At 60.6% G+C, this 15843-nt stretch carries 17 protein-coding genes; 9 read left to right on the top strand and 8 right to left on the bottom strand.

Annotated features, from left to right (window positions below):
* Positions 1-79 precede the first annotated feature (79 nt).
* Positions 80-1930 (top strand): DUF2264 domain-containing protein, encoded by a 1851-nt coding sequence (locus HX898_RS30970; protein WP_180196665.1) that lies wholly within the window; start codon positions 80-82, stop codon positions 1928-1930.
* A 25-nt stretch (positions 1931-1955) separates the two neighbouring features.
* Here the strand turns inward: HX898_RS30970 and HX898_RS30965 are convergent, their stop codons facing one another.
* Positions 1956-2462, bottom strand: a complete 507-nt coding sequence (locus HX898_RS30965; protein WP_180196664.1) for an HIT domain-containing protein — start codon at positions 2460-2462, stop codon at positions 1956-1958.
* Between the two features lie 214 nt (positions 2463-2676).
* Here HX898_RS30965 and HX898_RS30960 point away from each other — a divergent pair, with 214 nt between their 5' ends.
* The 3 genes from HX898_RS30960 to HX898_RS30950 all read left to right on the top strand — a co-directional run bounded on the left by HX898_RS30960 (position 2677) and on the right by HX898_RS30950 (position 4127).
* Complete coding sequence (locus HX898_RS30960) at positions 2677-3318, top strand: RES family NAD+ phosphorylase (RefSeq protein WP_180196663.1); 642 nt, start codon at positions 2677-2679, stop codon at positions 3316-3318.
* 231 nt (positions 3319-3549) lie between these two features.
* A complete protein-coding gene (locus tag HX898_RS30955; RefSeq protein ID WP_180196662.1) occupies positions 3550-3813 on the top strand; it encodes a hypothetical protein in 264 nt (87 codons plus the stop codon).
* A 44-nt stretch (positions 3814-3857) separates the two neighbouring features.
* The gene (locus HX898_RS30950) at positions 3858-4127 is read left to right on the top strand and encodes a cyclase (RefSeq protein WP_138388721.1); all 270 of its coding nucleotides are present in this window, start codon (positions 3858-3860) and stop codon (positions 4125-4127) included.
* A 147-nt stretch (positions 4128-4274) separates the two neighbouring features.
* Here the strand turns inward: HX898_RS30950 and HX898_RS30945 are convergent, their stop codons facing one another.
* The 4 genes from HX898_RS30945 to HX898_RS30930 all read right to left on the bottom strand — a co-directional run bounded on the left by HX898_RS30945 (position 4275) and on the right by HX898_RS30930 (position 5836).
* Positions 4275-4694 (bottom strand): HD domain-containing protein, encoded by a 420-nt coding sequence (locus tag HX898_RS30945; protein ID WP_180196661.1) that lies wholly within the window; start codon positions 4692-4694, stop codon positions 4275-4277.
* A 5-nt stretch (positions 4695-4699) separates the two neighbouring features.
* Positions 4700-5026 (bottom strand): DUF2934 domain-containing protein, encoded by a 327-nt coding sequence (locus HX898_RS30940; RefSeq protein WP_180196660.1) that lies wholly within the window; start codon positions 5024-5026, stop codon positions 4700-4702.
* Between the two features lie 54 nt (positions 5027-5080).
* Positions 5081-5437 (bottom strand): hypothetical protein, encoded by a 357-nt coding sequence (locus tag HX898_RS30935; RefSeq protein ID WP_138388718.1) that lies wholly within the window; start codon positions 5435-5437, stop codon positions 5081-5083.
* Positions 5438-5545: 108 nt separating this feature from the next.
* Entirely contained in the window at positions 5546-5836 is a 291-nt protein-coding gene (locus HX898_RS30930) for a hypothetical protein (RefSeq protein ID WP_138388717.1), read from the bottom strand.
* A gap of 349 nt (positions 5837-6185) precedes the next feature.
* On the opposite strand from HX898_RS30930, the gene HX898_RS30925 reads away from it, so the two are divergent.
* The 3 genes from HX898_RS30925 to HX898_RS30915 all read left to right on the top strand — a co-directional run bounded on the left by HX898_RS30925 (position 6186) and on the right by HX898_RS30915 (position 8589).
* The gene (locus HX898_RS30925; protein ID WP_180196659.1) at positions 6186-6500 is read left to right on the top strand and encodes a co-chaperone GroES; all 315 of its coding nucleotides are present in this window, start codon (positions 6186-6188) and stop codon (positions 6498-6500) included.
* Between the two features lie 152 nt (positions 6501-6652).
* A complete protein-coding gene (gene groL, locus HX898_RS30920; RefSeq protein WP_180196658.1) occupies positions 6653-8281 on the top strand; it encodes a chaperonin GroEL in 1629 nt (542 codons plus the stop codon).
* 50 nt (positions 8282-8331) lie between these two features.
* Positions 8332-8589, top strand: a complete 258-nt coding sequence (locus HX898_RS30915; RefSeq protein ID WP_180196657.1) for a hypothetical protein — start codon at positions 8332-8334, stop codon at positions 8587-8589.
* Here HX898_RS30915 and HX898_RS30910 read toward each other — a convergent pair.
* Complete coding sequence (locus tag HX898_RS30910) at positions 8570-9319, bottom strand: SDR family oxidoreductase (RefSeq protein WP_180196656.1); 750 nt, start codon at positions 9317-9319, stop codon at positions 8570-8572. The two genes, HX898_RS30915 and HX898_RS30910, sit on opposite strands and share 20 nt — an antisense overlap.
* Positions 9312-10061: an SDR family oxidoreductase gene (locus HX898_RS30905; protein WP_138388712.1), complete on the bottom strand. Its 750-nt coding sequence runs from the start codon at positions 10059-10061 to the stop codon at positions 9312-9314. The genes HX898_RS30910 and HX898_RS30905 overlap by 8 nt, the downstream gene beginning before the upstream one ends.
* A gap of 98 nt (positions 10062-10159) precedes the next feature.
* Between HX898_RS30905 and HX898_RS30900 the strand changes: the two genes are divergently transcribed.
* A complete protein-coding gene (locus HX898_RS30900) occupies positions 10160-13216 on the top strand; it encodes an FAD-binding and (Fe-S)-binding domain-containing protein (protein WP_180196655.1) in 3057 nt (1018 codons plus the stop codon).
* Between the two features lie 45 nt (positions 13217-13261).
* The gene (locus HX898_RS30895; RefSeq protein WP_138388710.1) at positions 13262-13993 is read left to right on the top strand and encodes a FadR/GntR family transcriptional regulator; all 732 of its coding nucleotides are present in this window, start codon (positions 13262-13264) and stop codon (positions 13991-13993) included.
* Between the two features lie 146 nt (positions 13994-14139).
* On the opposite strand, the gene HX898_RS30890 is transcribed toward HX898_RS30895, so the two are convergent.
* A complete protein-coding gene (locus HX898_RS30890; protein ID WP_180196654.1) occupies positions 14140-15825 on the bottom strand; it encodes a thiamine pyrophosphate-binding protein in 1686 nt (561 codons plus the stop codon).
* Positions 15826-15843: the final 18 nt, after the last annotated feature.

Below are 15843 nucleotides of genomic sequence, written 5' to 3'. Positions count from 1 at the left end.
CGGCTTCTATTTCTCCGGCGGCGGCTGCGGCGGCTGCATGATCTTCAGATCCTGTTTTTCATGAATTTCGAGCCTGACAATGATTTATGATCCCGCCCGGGCCAATCCGCTTTTCGGCAATCCCCTGAAGACCCGCGACGACCTCGCCAAGGCCGTCATCGATCTCTTCGAGCCGCTGCTGCCGTATTTTTCCGAAGGCGGCGCCCGGGTGCGCCTCGGCGCGGCCGGCGCGATCTTCGATCGGGCGGCGGCGGATCTGGAGGGATTTGCGCGGCCGCTCTGGGGGATCGTTCCGCTCGTTGCCGGCGGCGGCGCGTTCCCGCACTGGGATCTCTATCGCCGCGGGCTGGCAAACGGCACCAATCCTGCTCATCCCGAATATTGGGGCGATCTTGCCGACCGCAATCAGCGGCTGGTCGAGCTCGCCGCCGTCGGCTTCGCCCTGGCGCTTGTCCCCGAGCACATCTGGGAACCGCTTGACGACAGCGAGAAGAAGACGGTCGCCGCCTATCTTCTCAGCGCGCGCGAGCTGGAATTCATCGACAACAACTGGAAATTCTTCCGTGTGCTCATCGATCTCGGGCTGGAACGCGTGAGCGTGGCGTTCGATCACCGGAAAACCCTCACCTATCTCGACGAAGTGGAGGCGTTCGACCTCGGAGAAGGCTGGTATCGCGACGGGCCGGTCCGGCGGGTCGATCATTACATTCCCTTCGCCATGCATTTCTACGGCCTGATCTATGCGGTGCTGGCCAACGGCGACGAGGCGCGCAAGGATCGCTTCCGCGATCGCGCCGAGATCTTCGCCAGGGATATCCGCCACTGGTTCGGCCCCGATGGCGCAGCCCTTGCCTTCGGCCGCAGCCAGACCTACCGCTTCGCGGCGGGAGGTTTCTGGGGCGCGCTTGCCTTTGCCGGCGTCGAAGCCCTGCCCTGGGCTGAGATCAAGGGCTATTACATGCGCCATATCCGCTGGTGGTCGGCGATGCCGATTGCCGATCGCGACGGCATTCTTTCCGTCGGCTACGGCTATCCGAACCTCTTCATGAGCGAGAGTTACAACTCTCCCGGCTCGCCCTATTGGGCGCTGAAATTCTTCCTGCCGCTCGCCCTTGCAGGGGATCACCCGTTCTGGGCTGCCGAGGAGGCGCCGCAGCCGGAATTTCCGGAGCCGGTTGCGTTGAAGCCGGCGGGAATGGTCGCCATGCACACGCCGGGAAACGTGGTCGTACTCTCCTCAGGGCAGCAGCACGACAAGATGCTCGGCGCAAACGAGAAATATTCGAAATTCGTCTATTCCACCCGCTACGCCTTCAACATCGAAGCCGACGACCGGAATTTCTCCGCCGCAAGCTTCGACGGCATGCTCGGCCTCTCCGACGACGGCGTCCATTTCCGCATGCGGGAAACTCTCGAAGAGGCGTTGATCGCTGGCGACCTGCTCTATTCGCGCTGGCGCCCCTGGAGCGACGTCACCATCGAAACCTGGCTGCTTCCCGAAAACCCATGGCACATCCGCATTCACCGCATCGCCACACCACGCGCCCTGATGACCATCGAGGGCGGCTTTGCGATCGAGCGCGCGGATTTCAATGCCGATCGCTCCGATGTGGGCGATGGCCGGGCCGTCTGGTACGGACAGACCGACGTCAGCGCGATCGTCGATCTATCGCCCAATCGAAGGTCCGGCCATGCGATGAGCCCGATCCCGAACACCAACCTCATCCACGCCAAGACCCTGCTGCCACAGCTGCGCGGCGAAATCGGCCCCGGAACCACGGTGCTCGTGACCGCCGCAATGGCCCTGCCCAGCCGCGAGAACTGGGCAAAAGCGCTCGATAATCCGCCCACCTGCCCTCGCCTCGAAGAGGTGGAGCGGCTCTTTCGCCAGAACGGCGAGCGGGTGCCGGCATTCGCCCTCCAGACATAGCCTGGGATTGGGGGAACAGGAGTGACTATCGTGCGGTCAACTCGGCACGGTATGCTTCTGCAATGCGCTGCGCCAACTCTGCCATTTGATCGTCAGGTATCTGCAGGACCCCATACTCCGCCATCAGCGCATGGTATTGCTGCTCTTCGAGAGGCACGCTTGAAGGCAAGGGAACGACATGAAAATGCAGGTGGCTATTGGCTTGCTGACTGCCGAGCGAAAGCACATAAATTCGCTCGGCGTCGAACACGCTCTTGAGGGCACGCGACAAGACGTGCACCTTCTCCTGTAGTCGAAGATATTCATCCGTCGACATATCCCGCGCCAGATCCTCACGATGCGCCTTCGGACAGACAAGGCAATAGCCGGGTAGAGTGGGATATTTGCTCAGGAAAATGATCGTCTCACCGTCTTCAAAAATGCGATGATGAAAGAAGGCAGGGTCATTCCTGACCAAGCCGCAGATAAAGCATGGCCTTGTTCCGATGTCGCGCCCATAGGCCTTGAGATCAAATAGTTGGCGTTCGATCATTCTAAACCTCTGTCTCTGACGCACGAGGCGTATCCGATCGTCAAATTGGTGCGACAACCGATATTGGGAAGTCAAATCGATCCTGCCATCAAATCTGTCCACGGGCGCATATGCGAGGTTATGGTCGTCCTGACACTCCCCCGCCCATGGATGTGCTTGACGATATGGACGCGGTGACGGCTGCCGCGACCCGCGAGCGGCAAGAGGTCGCTGGGTGAGCCACCCTCCTCTGCCAAGCCCGCCGTCGCCTTTTCCAACGATCAACATCCGGACGATCAAGGCAGGTACGGCGCTTCATCGAAGCCATCTGTCATCGTTCCGGGCAGGACAATTCAATCCCTGCCAGGGACAGCCGACGAGCTTTGCTCCGTTCAACGACGCGCAGGGCAATTGTGTCGCCACGCTCTATGCCGCAACGAGCAGAGAGGCGGCCGCCTTCGAGTCGATCTTTCACGACATCGAACCCACCGCCGCGTTCAAGACCGTCCGGCTTGCTGTCGTCGAAGCGCGGACGGTGAGCGTCATCGCGCCAAAGCGTGATCTGCGGCTGGCAAGCCTTTTCGCACCCGATTTGAAGGCCTGGAAACTCAGTCAAACGGATCTCATCGAAACGCCGAAGTCAACCTATGGCGAGACCGTCCTATGGGCCGAAGCCATTCATCGGGCGCGCGCCGACGTCGACGGGTTGGTCTGGACGTCCCGCCAGTGCGACCCCGAGCAATGTATCATCCTGTTCGAGGATCGCTTGGCAGAGGACCGGCTCGACGTTCAATCCATTGACGCCGGTGCGGACGCCGATCTCCTTCTCGAACTGCGGGACTATGGGCGCCGTGCGGGCATCACGATCATATCTTAGCGCCAATGACGCTCGCTGACTCCGGAACCGTCACCAAAGCTATTCTCAAAAAACCAATGCGCGCTCAACGCCGCCGCCGCATAATATTTTCGAATTACTCAATAATTATATTTACATCTTCAACTAATGAATAAGAAAAACCCACTCTTCGCGACATTGCTGTAATGAAATCCGGCAAAGCGCAGCAGCATACTCTGCTTTCAGTTTCCGAAATCTTGAGAGGAGGACGCAATGCCTACCATAATGATCTGTCACGACGTCAAAGACACGAAGCACTGGCTCGCCTCACCCATCCGCAAAGAGGTATTGGAACCCGTTGGCGTCACGAACATTCGCACGTTTACAGACCCTCAGACGTCTAACCGCGTCGGCTTGGTCATGGACGTTGCAGACATGGATAAGTTGATGGCTTTCATGCAGACCAAAGCTGCGGCCGATGCGATGGCGAGTGACGGCGTCTTGCCCGAGACCATGGTGTTCCTCGTTCAATCGTAACATGTGTCTCGACCAAACCCGGAAATGCAACGCGGGAGGATGACATGACGACATTATTCGTGAGGCACGAGGTCTCCGACTACGCCGCCTGGCGCAAAATATATGATGCCTTTTCGCCAGTACAGAAGGCCAATGGGGTGACAGCGCAAGCCGTTTACCGAGCCGTCGACAATCCGAATGATATTACCGTGACCCACGAGTTTGCCACGCTGGAAGCGGCTCAGTCGTTCAGCAAGCTGGATGAGCTGAAGACGGCGATGCGCACGGGAGGCGTGCTCGGCGCGCCGACGGTGTGGTTTACCAACAAAACATGAAATAGGGCCAAACGGCCTCCGCCGCTGCAAGGGAGGCCAGGTTGCTGTCGCGCTCGGCACATGACATGGAAGCCGAGTAGTGCGCCCCTGCGCCAATTGCCGACCTTGGTGGCAGTTGCAGGCGAACTGCGCAAATTTGTCCGAGTTCTATTGTCCGTTCCTGATCTCGCGCAGCAGATCCAGGCCGCGCTGGTATCTTTCCATTCTCTCGCCGGCCTGTTCGGCCTGCCGGAGATTGTCTTCGAGGTCGGCCCGTTTGACGGGCAAGGCCAGCGGGTTTGATGCCGCACGTCTGACGAAGTCGTCATCCGGCTCGTCCGGCCGCCGTGTCAGAGCATTCACCGCCGAGATGATCGCCGGCGGAAAGCCTTCTTCCCTCAGCCTGTCGAGCGTCCAGGCGCTTCCCTTCTCGACGACGTCATGAAGGTAAGCGACCGTTCGCGTCTCGTCGCCGGAAACCAGAAGGGCTACCCGCTGGCAGTGCTCGAAGTACGGCCGGCCGGTTTTGTCCGCCTTACCTTCATGGGCCGTAAGAGCGATCTGGATGGCATGGTCGAGATGCTGCATGGCGATTATGGCCCTTCGGTTTTTCTAATCTTCCGCGGGTAAGGCTTTTCGCCCGTCGTCATCTCGATGTCAGGGGCGGGAGCCACGGCGGCCTGGACAGGCCTCGCCCGCCGCCGATCGAGATCGCCACTCTCACCGGCGCCTTGAAGTAGCGCCGCATCATCCCTGTCGTCTTCATCGAGCAGATTCTGCAGCGTCTCATTCTCATCGTCGCCCGACAGTTCGTCGCAGGCTTGAAGCCAATGGCGCTGGTCGGCGCCATCCGGGCGGCCCTCGGCCTCCCAGATTTCGTAGGCGCGCTGGCGTATCTGCTCGTGCTTGTCTATCGCCATGATCTCCTCCAAGCGCACTGGGATGAGCCCTCCGAAGAGCGGCCCGGCCGCCTATCAGGGCGTGTTGATGGTTGGAAGAAAATCCTCCACCTGTTTGCGTTGATCCTTTGGAAGCGTCTCCACCCGTTCCTTCCAGAACCGTTCGGCCTCCGGCGGATCCTCGTCCCATTGGCGAACATCGGTGATATTGTCGTCAATCATGGATCGGCGGTGGCCGCCGAGGCTAAGATATTCCTTTGTAAGCTTCAGGCTTGGGGTTTCGGTTTCGGTATCACGATCTAATGCCGAGCTGGCGTTGCGTCGGGCAGTTTCCATTGCCCTTTTACGATCGGTCTCGGCCCGTTCTGTATCGGCGGACCGCGCATCGTCGGTGCCGCTCTCGGGCGGCACGCTGGATTTGAAAGTCGTCATGGATCACCTTTCGATGTTGTGATCCAATAACCTTCGCAAAGAGTGAGAGTTCCGCGTGGTTGGCGATTGATTTGAGCCGGCGACCGAGCCGCACCGCCCGGGCGGCAATCAATGAACGGCCATACTCACCATTCGATAGGGGTGCACGGCCTCGAATTGCGAGATCATCGCCGTCGCCTGCTGAAATACGAGCTCGGCATTTTCCGGATCATCACGGGCGAGTTCATCGGCGTTGCCGCGGATCGCTTCGGCCATGTTGTTGGAAAGTGCGGCAAACTGCGTGTTGCCTTCGACATAGGCCTCACGCGCCGTGTCCTCCAGCGTACGAGCGATATCGACGAGGATTTCCTCGCGTTCCTCGATACTGAGGTCTTTGATGATATTGGTCTTCTCTTCCATGTCACTCACTCCAAAAAGACGTGGGACGATGACCGAGCTCAAGTAAGCCTCGATCATCAAAGAGTTGGGAATGCCGAAATCCGGATTCAAGCCTCAATTCTGCTCGAACTCGCCTCCGGCACCACGCCGTCGCCTTCGTTATTCGAACGCGGGAGGCGATTTTCTGTTACCTGCCGGGCGTTAGCACTCACGAGCAGGTAGTGCCAATTTCTCTTCCATCACCTCTTGAATTGCAAAACCATCGAACCAAATCACTGTCGCAAGGCTCGCGCGCGAGCACCCGCCCGGATTGGTCATCCGGTCCGGCCAGGGAAACAAACGTCATCACTGTTTGTCGATGGAGGAAGACATGTCGTTCCGACCGCTTCATGACCGCATTCTCGTCCGCCGGGTCGATTCAGAGGAAAAGACCAAGGGCGGCATCATCATTCCCGACACCGCTAAGGAAAAACCGCAGGAAGGCGAAGTGATCGCCGTCGGCCCCGGCGCGCGCAACGAAGCCGGCCAGATCCAGGCGCTCGACGTCAGGCCCGGCGATCGCATCCTGTTCGGCAAATGGTCCGGCACCGAGATCAAGATCAATGGCGAAGACCTGCTGATCATGAAGGAAAGCGACGTGATGGGCATCATCGAGCCGCAGGGCGAAAAGAAGCAGGCCGCCTGAGATCCCTGCGGACGTCGTCAATGCTGGAGTGCTTCAGCTTTTCATGGAAAAAGCAGAACCGCTCCAACCTTTTATTTCAGACGCGATTCCAGATGGAAAACCGCGTCGCACTTTCCTGGAATTGCTCTGGCTGCCTATGAAGGAGTGAGGACATGGCTGCTAAAGAAATCAAATTCAGCACCGAAGCCCGCGAGAAGATGCTGCGTGGCGTCGACATCCTAGCCAACGCCGTGAAGGCGACCCTCGGCCCGAAAGGCCGCAACGTTGTGATCGAAAGATCTTTCGGCGCCCCGCGCATCACCAAGGACGGCGTTTCGGTCGCCAAGGAAATCGAACTCGAAGACAAGTTCGAAAACATGGGCGCCCAGATGGTCCGTGAAGTTGCTTCGAAGACCAGCGACGTCGCCGGCGACGGCACCACGACGGCAACGGTGCTGGCCCAGGCAATCGTCAAGGAGGGCGCCAAGGCGGTCACGTCGGGCATGAACCCGATGGACCTGAAACGCGGCATCGATCTTGCGGTCGCGGCCATCGTCGCGGAACTGAAGGCCAACGCCCGCAAGATCTCCAACAATTCCGAAATCGCCCAGGTCGGCACAATCTCCGCCAATGGCGATGCCGAAATCGGCCGCTTTTTAGCGGAAGCCATGGAAAGGGTCGGCAATGATGGCGTCATCACCGTCGAAGAAGCAAAGACCGCCGAAACCGAACTCGAAGTCGTCGAAGGCATGCAGTTCGACCGCGGCTATCTCAGCCCCTACTTCGTGACCAATGCCGACAAAATGCGGGTCGAGTTCGAGGACCCCTATATCCTCATCCACGAGAAGAAGCTCTCGAACCTGCAGTCGATGCTGCCGGTTCTCGAAGCTGTCGTCCAATCCAGCAAGCCGCTCCTCATCATCGCTGAAGACGTAGAAGGCGAAGCCCTCGCAACGCTCGTCGTCAACAAGCTGCGCGGTGGCCTGAAGATCGCGGCCGTCAAGGCGCCAGGCTTCGGCGACCGCCGCAAGGCCATGCTCGAAGACATCGCCATCCTGACCGCCGGCACCGTCATCTCTGAAGATCTCGGCATCAAGCTCGAATCCGTCACGCTCGACATGCTCGGCCGTGCCAAGAAAGTCTCGATCGAGAAGGAAAACACCACAATCGTCGATGGGTCAGGCGCCAAGTCCGACATCGAAGGCCGTGTGGCCCAGATCAAGGCCCAGATCGAAGAAACCACTTCGGACTACGACCGCGAGAAGCTGCAGGAACGTCTTGCCAAGCTCGCCGGCGGCGTTGCCGTCATCCGCGTCGGCGGCTCGACGGAAGTCGAAGTGAAGGAAAAGAAGGACCGCGTCGACGACGCGCTTCATGCAACCCGCGCGGCGGTTGAGGAAGGCATTCTGCCGGGCGGCGGCGTGGCGCTGCTGCGCGCCGTCAAGGCGCTCGACAATATCAAGACCGCCAATGGCGACCAGCGCGTCGGTGTCGACATCGTTCGCCGCGCGGTCGAGGCGCCGGCTCGCCAGATTGCCGAAAACGCCGGCGCGGAAGGCTCGGTCATCGTCGGCAAGCTGCGTGAGAAGAGCGAGTTTTCCTACGGCTGGAACGCTCAGACTGGCGAATATGGCGACCTCTATGTGCAGGGCGTCATCGATCCGGCCAAGGTGGTTCGCACCGCGCTGCAGGATGCGGCCTCCATCGCCGGTCTTCTCGTCACGACGGAAGCCATGATCGCCGACAAGCCCAAGAAGGACGCGCCGCCGCCAATGCCCGCCGGCCCCGGCATGGATTTCTAGAATGATCGCCCGCCCGCACCGCCGGGCGGGCCTTTCCCGAGGGAATAGAGATGGTTCAAACGATCAAAAACCGATCGCAGGTGCCGCTGGACTCCCGCGATCTTGAAACCTGCCAGCGCGTCTTCGACAGGCTGAGCACCGATTACGGGGTGGTAAGGAACAGCGACGAAGCCGAACGAATGGCGAGCATCATCATCGAGCTTTACCGGCAGGGCGTGCGCGACCCCGATCACCTGCAGTCAATGGTCGAGGCGGCCCGCGGCCTCTTCGAAACGAGCGAGCGCCCGCCTACTGCTCCGGGAATTTGACCATGGTGCCGCCACCGGTCGCCTGGTCCGTCGGGAAGACCTCTATCCTGGCGACGTCGACGAAGACGGGAAGCTCGATGGCATTCGAGATGATCGAGGCGATGTGAGAGGGCTGTATCGGACGGTAGCCGTCATAGAGCAGGGTCCGCGCCTGGTTGCCCTCCATTGCGGTTCGATAAAGCTCCGTCTGGACGCGGCCCGGCACCACCTCCGTCACACGAACCGAGGTCCCGAGCAGGTCGCAGCGCAGATTGTCGCAAAACAGGCTGAGCCCGGCCTTCGACGGGCCGTAGGCGGCCATGTTCGGATAGGGCGCCTGACCGCCGCTCGAACCGATATAGATCAGGTGGCCGCGCTTTCGCTCGACCATAGCAGGCAGGAATGCGCGGGTCAGATGCATCGGCGCCTTGAGATTGATGTCGATCATGGCATCGATCTCGGACGGTTCGATCTCGTTGAATGTCGCCCGTGTCGAGAGAATGCCGGCATTGTTGATCAGGATATCGACGTCTGTTCCGTGAAGCTGCCTGACGATTTCCGCGGTATCGCGTACATCGGCACGGACCGGCTTCGCCCCGCTTTCCCGCGCGAGTTCCTCAAGAGCCTCGGCGTTTCGGCCAACGGCATAAACCGTCAGCCCCATCTCGCGTAGTTTGCCGACGGTGGCGCGGCCGATGCCGCTCGTCGCACCGGTGACCACGGCGACCCGATAGGGCAGCGGCTCAGACATAGATATAGCCTCCGCTGACGACGACGTTTTCGCCGGTGGCATAGGTGTTGCGGCTCGATGCCATCATGACGATCCACTCCGCCATTTCGACCGGCTCGGCCGCGCGGCCAAGCGCGCTGGCCTTGGCCAGTTCCGGAAGGAATCCCAGCTCCTTGGCGCGATCCGTGGCGAAGCCGGCAGGAGCGACGGAATTGACAAGGATCTGGTCCTTGGCGCATTCCTGGGCAAAGGATTTCGTCAGGCTGACGACAGCCGCCTTGGTTGCGGCATAATGCGCATTCTGGGGATGGGCCTTGAAAGCATCGACCGAGGTCACGTTGACGATCCGCCCGGTAACCGCAGGCGCGTTCACGTGCTGGCGCATATGAAGAACGGCGGCCACCATCATATGATAGGTACCCTTCACGTTGATCGCATTTTCGAGGTCCCATTCCTCGTCGGTGATCTCGAGGATAGGGCGTCTCGGATAGATGGCAGCGCTGTTGACGAGCACGTGGACCCGACCGAGCTTGCCGGCGATCTCGTTGAACCCGCGATGAGCCGTTTCCGCCCGGGAAATGTCAGCAACCGCGGTTGCGACCTCGGCGCCGAGCGCGGCAAGCGCCTCGGCCGAAGAGGCAAGCAACTGCTCATTACGATCGATGAGCCCGATCCTGGTCGCCCCATGCGAGATCATCAGTTTGGCCGTCGTCAATCCGAGCCCGGAAGCGCCGCCGACGATGATTGCGGTCTGGTTCTTCAAAGTTCCACCTCAGTGTTTTGCGTTGCACCGCTGGCATTGTATGTTATCACTTATATGCCAACTTCGATAAAGCTCAAGTGCATTCTGAAGGTCTCGACATGATTCCACGCCTCCGGCCGAACGGTTCAATCCCCCTTCCCGCTGCGGGATTCTTCCAGCGGCTCATCGAGGCGGGGTTCGGTGGCGACATCGAAAGCGGCGCGGCGAGCCGGACCGTTTTTTCGACCGACAATTCCATTTATCAGGTCGAGCCGGCCGGTATCCTTTTCCCCAGAGGCGTCGAAGACCTGCAGATTACGGCGGCCGTGCTGTCAGAGCCGGCTTTTCTGGGGATCACCGTCGCGCCGCGCGGCGGCGGAACCGGCACGAACGGTCAATCCCTCACCTCAGGCATCGTCGTCGACTGTTCGCGACATATGAATTCCATTCTCGAAATCGACCCGATCAGGAGAATTGCTCGGGTCCAGGCGGGCGTGGTCAAGGATCAGCTGAACCAAGCGTTGAAGCCCTACGGCCTGTTTTTTGCGCCTGAACTCTCCACCTCCAATCGCGCTACCATCGGCGGCATGGTCTCCACCGATGCCTGCGGCCAGGGTTCATGCCTCTACGGCAAGACCAGCAACCATGTGCTGGGATTGCGCATCGTGCTCGCGGATGGAACCGACTGGTGGTCGCGCCCGCTCGATGAAGCGGCGCTCGAAGAGATCGTCGCGCGTGAGGACAGCGTCGGTGAGATCCACAGGACGGTCGACCGAATCGCGCGTGAAAAACGCGACCGGATCGCCGAGATTTTTCCGAAACTCAATCGCTATATGACCGGTTACGATCTCGCTCACATCCGGCGCAGCGACGGACGCTTTGACCTCAATGCCATTCTCTGCGGCTCGGAGGGAACGCTGGCGATGATCGCCGAAGCGGAACTTAACCTTCTACCGATTCCAGCCCATGCGGCGCTGATCAACATTCGTTACGGGGACTTCAACACGGCATTGGAGGATGCCCGCACGCTTGTCGCGCTGAATGTCGCCTCGGTGGAAACGGTCGATGAAAAAGTTCTAGGCCTCGCCAGGGGCGACATCGTCTGGACGGGCATTGCCCGCTTTTTCCCTGACGATGCAGGCGGAACCACAAACGGCATCAATATCGCCGAAGTGCTCGCCGACGATGAAGCCGAACTCGACCGCAAACTGGCCGAAGTGATCGCCGCTCTCGACACGGGCGCAGATGCCCGTCACCTGGGTTATACGATCGCGCGGAGCCATACCGACGTCGAGGCGATCTGGTCGATGCGCAAACGGGCGGTCGGCCTGCTCGGCAATGTGGACGGGCCGGTCAGGCCCGTCGCCTTCGTCGAGGATACCGCCGTGCCGCCGGAAAACCTCGCGGCCTATATCCGCGAGTTCCGCGCATTGCTTGATGGCGCGGGCCTTTCCTACGGCATGTTCGGCCATGTCGATGCCGGCGTCCTGCACGTGCGGCCTGCCCTCGACCTCACCCGCAATGACCATGTCCGGCTGGTCCGGGAGGTCAGCGATGGCGTGGTGGCGCTGACGCGCAGATATGGCGGCGTGCTCTGGGGGGAGCACGGCAAGGGGGTACGTTCCGAATATGTGCCGGAATTCTTCGGCGATCTCTATCCCAGCCTGCAGGAGATCAAACGGGCTTTCGATCCGGAAAACCGCCTCAATCCGGGCAAGATCGCAACTCCTTCCGGCCAAGCGCTGCTGAAGATCGACGAGGTTCCGCTGCGGGGAGATACCGACCGCATCATCGGCAACGAGATCCGCGCAGCCTTCGACAACGCCGCCTATTGCAACGGCAACGGCGCCTGTTTCGATTTCGACGAAACGAGCCCGATGTGCCCCTCCTACAAGGCGACACGCGACCGGCGTTTTTCGCCCAAAGGCCGCGCCGCTCTGATGCGGGAATGGCTGAGGCTGCTTGCCGAGAAAGGCATCGATCCTCGCCAGGAGGCAAAACGCCTGCGGCAGAGCGTTCCGCTCGCGCGCTTCGCTCGGCGCGTTTTCAACTCGCTGAATCCTCAAAATCGCGACGACTTTTCCCACGAGGTCCGCGCTTCAATGGACACCTGCCTGGCGTGCAAGGCCTGCTCGGGACAATGTCCGGTGAAAGTCAGCGTCCCGGCTTTCCGCTCCAAATTCCTGGAGCTTTACTACGGACGCTACCTGCGTCCGCTGAAGGATCCGCTGGTCGCAGCCATCGAGACCACCCTGCCGCTGGTCCACCGGATACGACCTGCCTACAACTTGGTCGTCGGCACGCGAGCCGGCAGGATGATGATGCGCGTTGCCGGCCTGACGTCCCTGCCTCGCCTGCCGCGGATCTCTCTGGCGAAGGAAGCCGCCGGCCTTGGCGTGCCGCTTGCGACCCTTCCGCAAATCGAGGCCTTGTCGCCACGTGAGAGGGAGCAGAGCGTCATCTTTGTCGCCGATGCGTTTACCGCCTATTTCGATCCTGAGGTCGCCCTCGCCGCAATTGGACTCGCGCGGAAAATGGGGCTATCGCCCTTCCTCGCGGCGTCGCATGTCAATGGCAAAGCCCTGCACGTGCATGGCTATCTCGGACGCTTTGAGGCTGCGGCCGAGCGGACCGCGCGCTATCTGCAACGGCTGGATGATACAGGCGTGGCGCTGGTCGGGCTCGATCCGTCGATGACGCTCGCCTTTCGCAGCGAATACAAAGGGAGGCTGCAGGCAACCATTCTCCTTCCGCAGGAATGGCTGATCGCCAAGCTCGACAGGCTCGCCGCTTCCCCCTCCGCCAGCAAAGGCAGGAGCTTCCGGTTGATGGCCCATTGCACCGAACGCACCAATGCGCCCGCCTCCATCGCACAATGGAAAAGCGTATTCGGAAGCCTCGGCATCGACCTTCAGGCAGCAGAAACGGGGTGCTGCGGAATGGCCGGCACCTTTGGCCACGAGGCCCGCAATCGGCCGATCTCCGAGCGCCTCTATGCGATGAGTTGGAAGCGGGAGATCGATGCCGCCGGCGACACCGACAGTCTCATGGCCACCGGATATTCATGCCGCTCGCAGGTGAAGGAAATCGACAACAAGCGCATCCCGCATCCCTTTCAGGTGATCGATAAGATAATGTCTGAAAAAGCCGACGTTCCGCAATCAGACGTGGCATGATATGTGATATGTGCTAAATTTTATCGTGAAAATCGGAGCAAACCAGTGTCAATCATCACGCAACGAGGCAATCTTGCGGAAATCGTCGTTGCGAAGCTGATGGAACGGATCGACTCCGGCCTTTATGCTCCCGGCGAGAAAATTCCGTCAAGCGCCCAGCTGTGCGAAGAGTTCGGCGTGTCCCGAACCGTCATTCGCGAGGCGCTCACCTCTCTTAAGGTGGGCGGAAGGGTCACGACGCGACAGGGTGCCGGCGTCTATGTGAGCGACAAGGACGCAAAGACCCTCAATTTCGAAATCAGCCGCATCGAGGATATTCGTTCCGCGATGCAGATCCTGGAATTGCGGCTCGGCGTCGAGATCCAATCCGTCGCCCTTGCCGCGTCGAGGCGCACGCCGGAGGCGCTGGCTGAAATTGCCCGCGCCTACGACAACCTCGAAAACCTGGTGACTGAGGATGCCGAGGTCGAGGCACGCGCCGATTTCGAATTCCATCTCGCGATCGCCCGCGCCACCCGCAATCCCCACTTCCCGAGTTTTCTGGAAGCGGTGATAGAGAGCATCAATTTCGACCTCGTGCTCAAGCATCGCCAATCGGCGCGCGGCTACAGCACCTACCTGAAGAAAATCAACAAGGAACATGCCGCTATCCTGGCCGCCATCACCCAGGGTGATGCCAAGGCTGCGAAGGCCGCGCTGATCGTCCATCTGGAGGAAAGCCTCCATCGTTACCGCACGATGCTCAATGAGCCGACGAGTAGCGAAACCGAGGATTAAGTCAGGGGGAAGGAAAGGATGATCCGCCTGCTGCGACACATCCTGCGCTCCTATCTCGCCCTTTTCCACGCCCCTCAAGCGGCTTCACTTTCCGCTGGTCTGCTGAGGCGCCGCCCGGCTTTTTGAGGCGGCGCCTTTTGCTGCGATCACTTTCCCTGGGCGATCGCCTGGTCGCGAATTTGCGTCAGGCTCATTTTCGGTGTCAGCGCTTCCGGGTCGATCCGGATTTCGATGAGACCCGGCTTGCCGGATAACTCGCAGCGTTCGAAGGCGCCGGCGAAATCCTCGGTCTTTTCCACCGTCTCACCGTGGAGGCCATAAGATCGCGCCAGCGAGGCAAAATCCGGATTCGTCAGGCGGGTGCCGGAGACGCGGCCGGGATACTCACGCTCCTGATGCATGCGGATCGTGCCATACATGCCGTTGTTGATGACGAGAAAGATGACGCGAGCGTCATACTGCATGGCGGTTGCGAGTTCCTGACCGTTCATCAGGAAACATCCGTCGCCGGCGAAGGCAACGACCGTGCGCGCGGGATCGGTGATCTTGGCAGCGATCGCCGCCGGCACGCCGTAGCCCATGGAACCGTTCGTCGGTCCGAGCTGGGTGCGAAAGGTGCGATACTGATAGAAGCGATGCGCCCAGGCGGAATAATTGCCGGCGCCGGTGGTCAGGATGGCATCCGGTTTGAGATGTCCGCGCAGCCATTCCATGATATCGCCCATCTGCACCGGACCCGGCACCTTGGGATGATCGAGGTTTTCGAGGTAGTCGGCATGGGCCGTCCTGGTCCAATCCTTCCATACCGGGGCAGCTAATGGCTTCAGCTTTGCCGCCTGCGACAGGAAACCAGCGACGCTGGCATTGATCGGCAATCGCGCGTGATAAACGCGCCCCAGTTCCTCCGCGCCCGGATGGATGTGAACGAGCAACTGCTTCGGAACCGGAATGTCGATCAGCGTATAGGCGCCTGTCGTCATCTCCCCAAGGCGGGCGCCGATGGAGATCAGCAGGTCGCAATCCTTCACATGACGGATCAGCTTCGGCCCTGCCGCAAGGCCGAGGTCGCCGGCATAGTTTTCGTGCGTATTGTCGAACAAGTCCTGGCAGCGGAAAGAAGCGGCGACGGGCAGGCCGAAGGCTTCCGAAAATACCTTCAGGTTGGCAACGGCCTGCTGCGTCCAGCCGCCGCCGCCGACGACGACCATCGGGCGCTTCGCCTCGGAGAGAAGGCCGAGCAATTCCTCGAATTGCTGCGGGCCGGCAAAGCCCTCGACCCGCTTGTAGGGCGGGGTGTCGGCGACATCGACCATATCGGTCAGCATGTCTTCGGGAAGGGCGACGACCACCGGCCCGGGCCGGCCGTTGACCGCTCGGTGGAATGCCTGGCTGATGAGCTCGGGAATGCGGGCGGCATCCTCGATCTCGACGACCCACTTCGCCATCTGGCCGAACATGCGGCGATAATCGATCTCCTGGAACGCTTCGCGCTCCATCTGATCGCGCGCCACCTGCCCGATGAACAGGATCATCGGTGTCGAATCCTGGAAGGCCGTATGCACGCCCACGGACGCGTTCGTCGCGCCCGGCCCGCGGGTCACGAAGCAGATGCCGGGTTTGCCGGTCATCTTGCCGTAGGCTTCCGCCATGTAAGCAGCGCCGCCTTCCTGCCGACAGACGATGAATTCGATGGCGTCTTCCACGTCGTGAAGGGCGTCGAGAGCAGCAAGATAGCTTTCGCCCGGCACGCCGAACACGCGCTCGACACCATGGATGCGCAAGGCATCGACGAGCACCTGGCCGCCGCTGCGCTTCAATGTTTCGTTTCTCATCGGGGAGCCCCTCTGCTG

The organism is Rhizobium sp. WYCCWR 11128 (assembly GCF_013416305.1).
Taxonomy (GTDB): Bacteria; Pseudomonadota; Alphaproteobacteria; order Rhizobiales; family Rhizobiaceae; genus Rhizobium; species Rhizobium indicum.
This window is presented reverse-complemented; position numbering and strand designations above follow the sequence as displayed.

Coding starts and splice junctions, on each gene's coding strand:
- HX898_RS30950 (WP_138388721.1), top strand. CDS start 3,858: ATGACGACATTATTCGTGAGGCACGAGGTCTCCGACTACGCCGCCTGG.
- groL (WP_180196658.1), top strand. CDS start 6,653: ATGGCTGCTAAAGAAATCAAATTCAGCACCGAAGCCCGCGAGAAGATG.
- HX898_RS30890 (WP_180196654.1), bottom strand. CDS start 15,825: ATGAGAAACGAAACATTGAAGCGCAGCGGCGGCCAGGTGCTCGTCGAT.
- HX898_RS30945 (WP_180196661.1), bottom strand. CDS start 4,694: ATGCAGCATCTCGACCATGCCATCCAGATCGCTCTTACGGCCCATGAA.
- HX898_RS30915 (WP_180196657.1), top strand. CDS start 8,332: ATGGTTCAAACGATCAAAAACCGATCGCAGGTGCCGCTGGACTCCCGC.
- HX898_RS30970 (WP_180196665.1), top strand. CDS start 80: ATGATTTATGATCCCGCCCGGGCCAATCCGCTTTTCGGCAATCCCCTG.
- HX898_RS30925 (WP_180196659.1), top strand. CDS start 6,186: ATGTCGTTCCGACCGCTTCATGACCGCATTCTCGTCCGCCGGGTCGAT.
- HX898_RS30910 (WP_180196656.1), bottom strand. CDS start 9,319: ATGTCTGAGCCGCTGCCCTATCGGGTCGCCGTGGTCACCGGTGCGACG.
- HX898_RS30930 (WP_138388717.1), bottom strand. CDS start 5,836: ATGGAAGAGAAGACCAATATCATCAAAGACCTCAGTATCGAGGAACGC.
- HX898_RS30935 (WP_138388718.1), bottom strand. CDS start 5,437: ATGACGACTTTCAAATCCAGCGTGCCGCCCGAGAGCGGCACCGACGAT.
- HX898_RS30900 (WP_180196655.1), top strand. CDS start 10,160: ATGATTCCACGCCTCCGGCCGAACGGTTCAATCCCCCTTCCCGCTGCG.
- HX898_RS30940 (WP_180196660.1), bottom strand. CDS start 5,026: ATGGCGATAGACAAGCACGAGCAGATACGCCAGCGCGCCTACGAAATC.
- HX898_RS30965 (WP_180196664.1), bottom strand. CDS start 2,462: ATGATCGAACGCCAACTATTTGATCTCAAGGCCTATGGGCGCGACATC.
- HX898_RS30955 (WP_180196662.1), top strand. CDS start 3,550: ATGCCTACCATAATGATCTGTCACGACGTCAAAGACACGAAGCACTGG.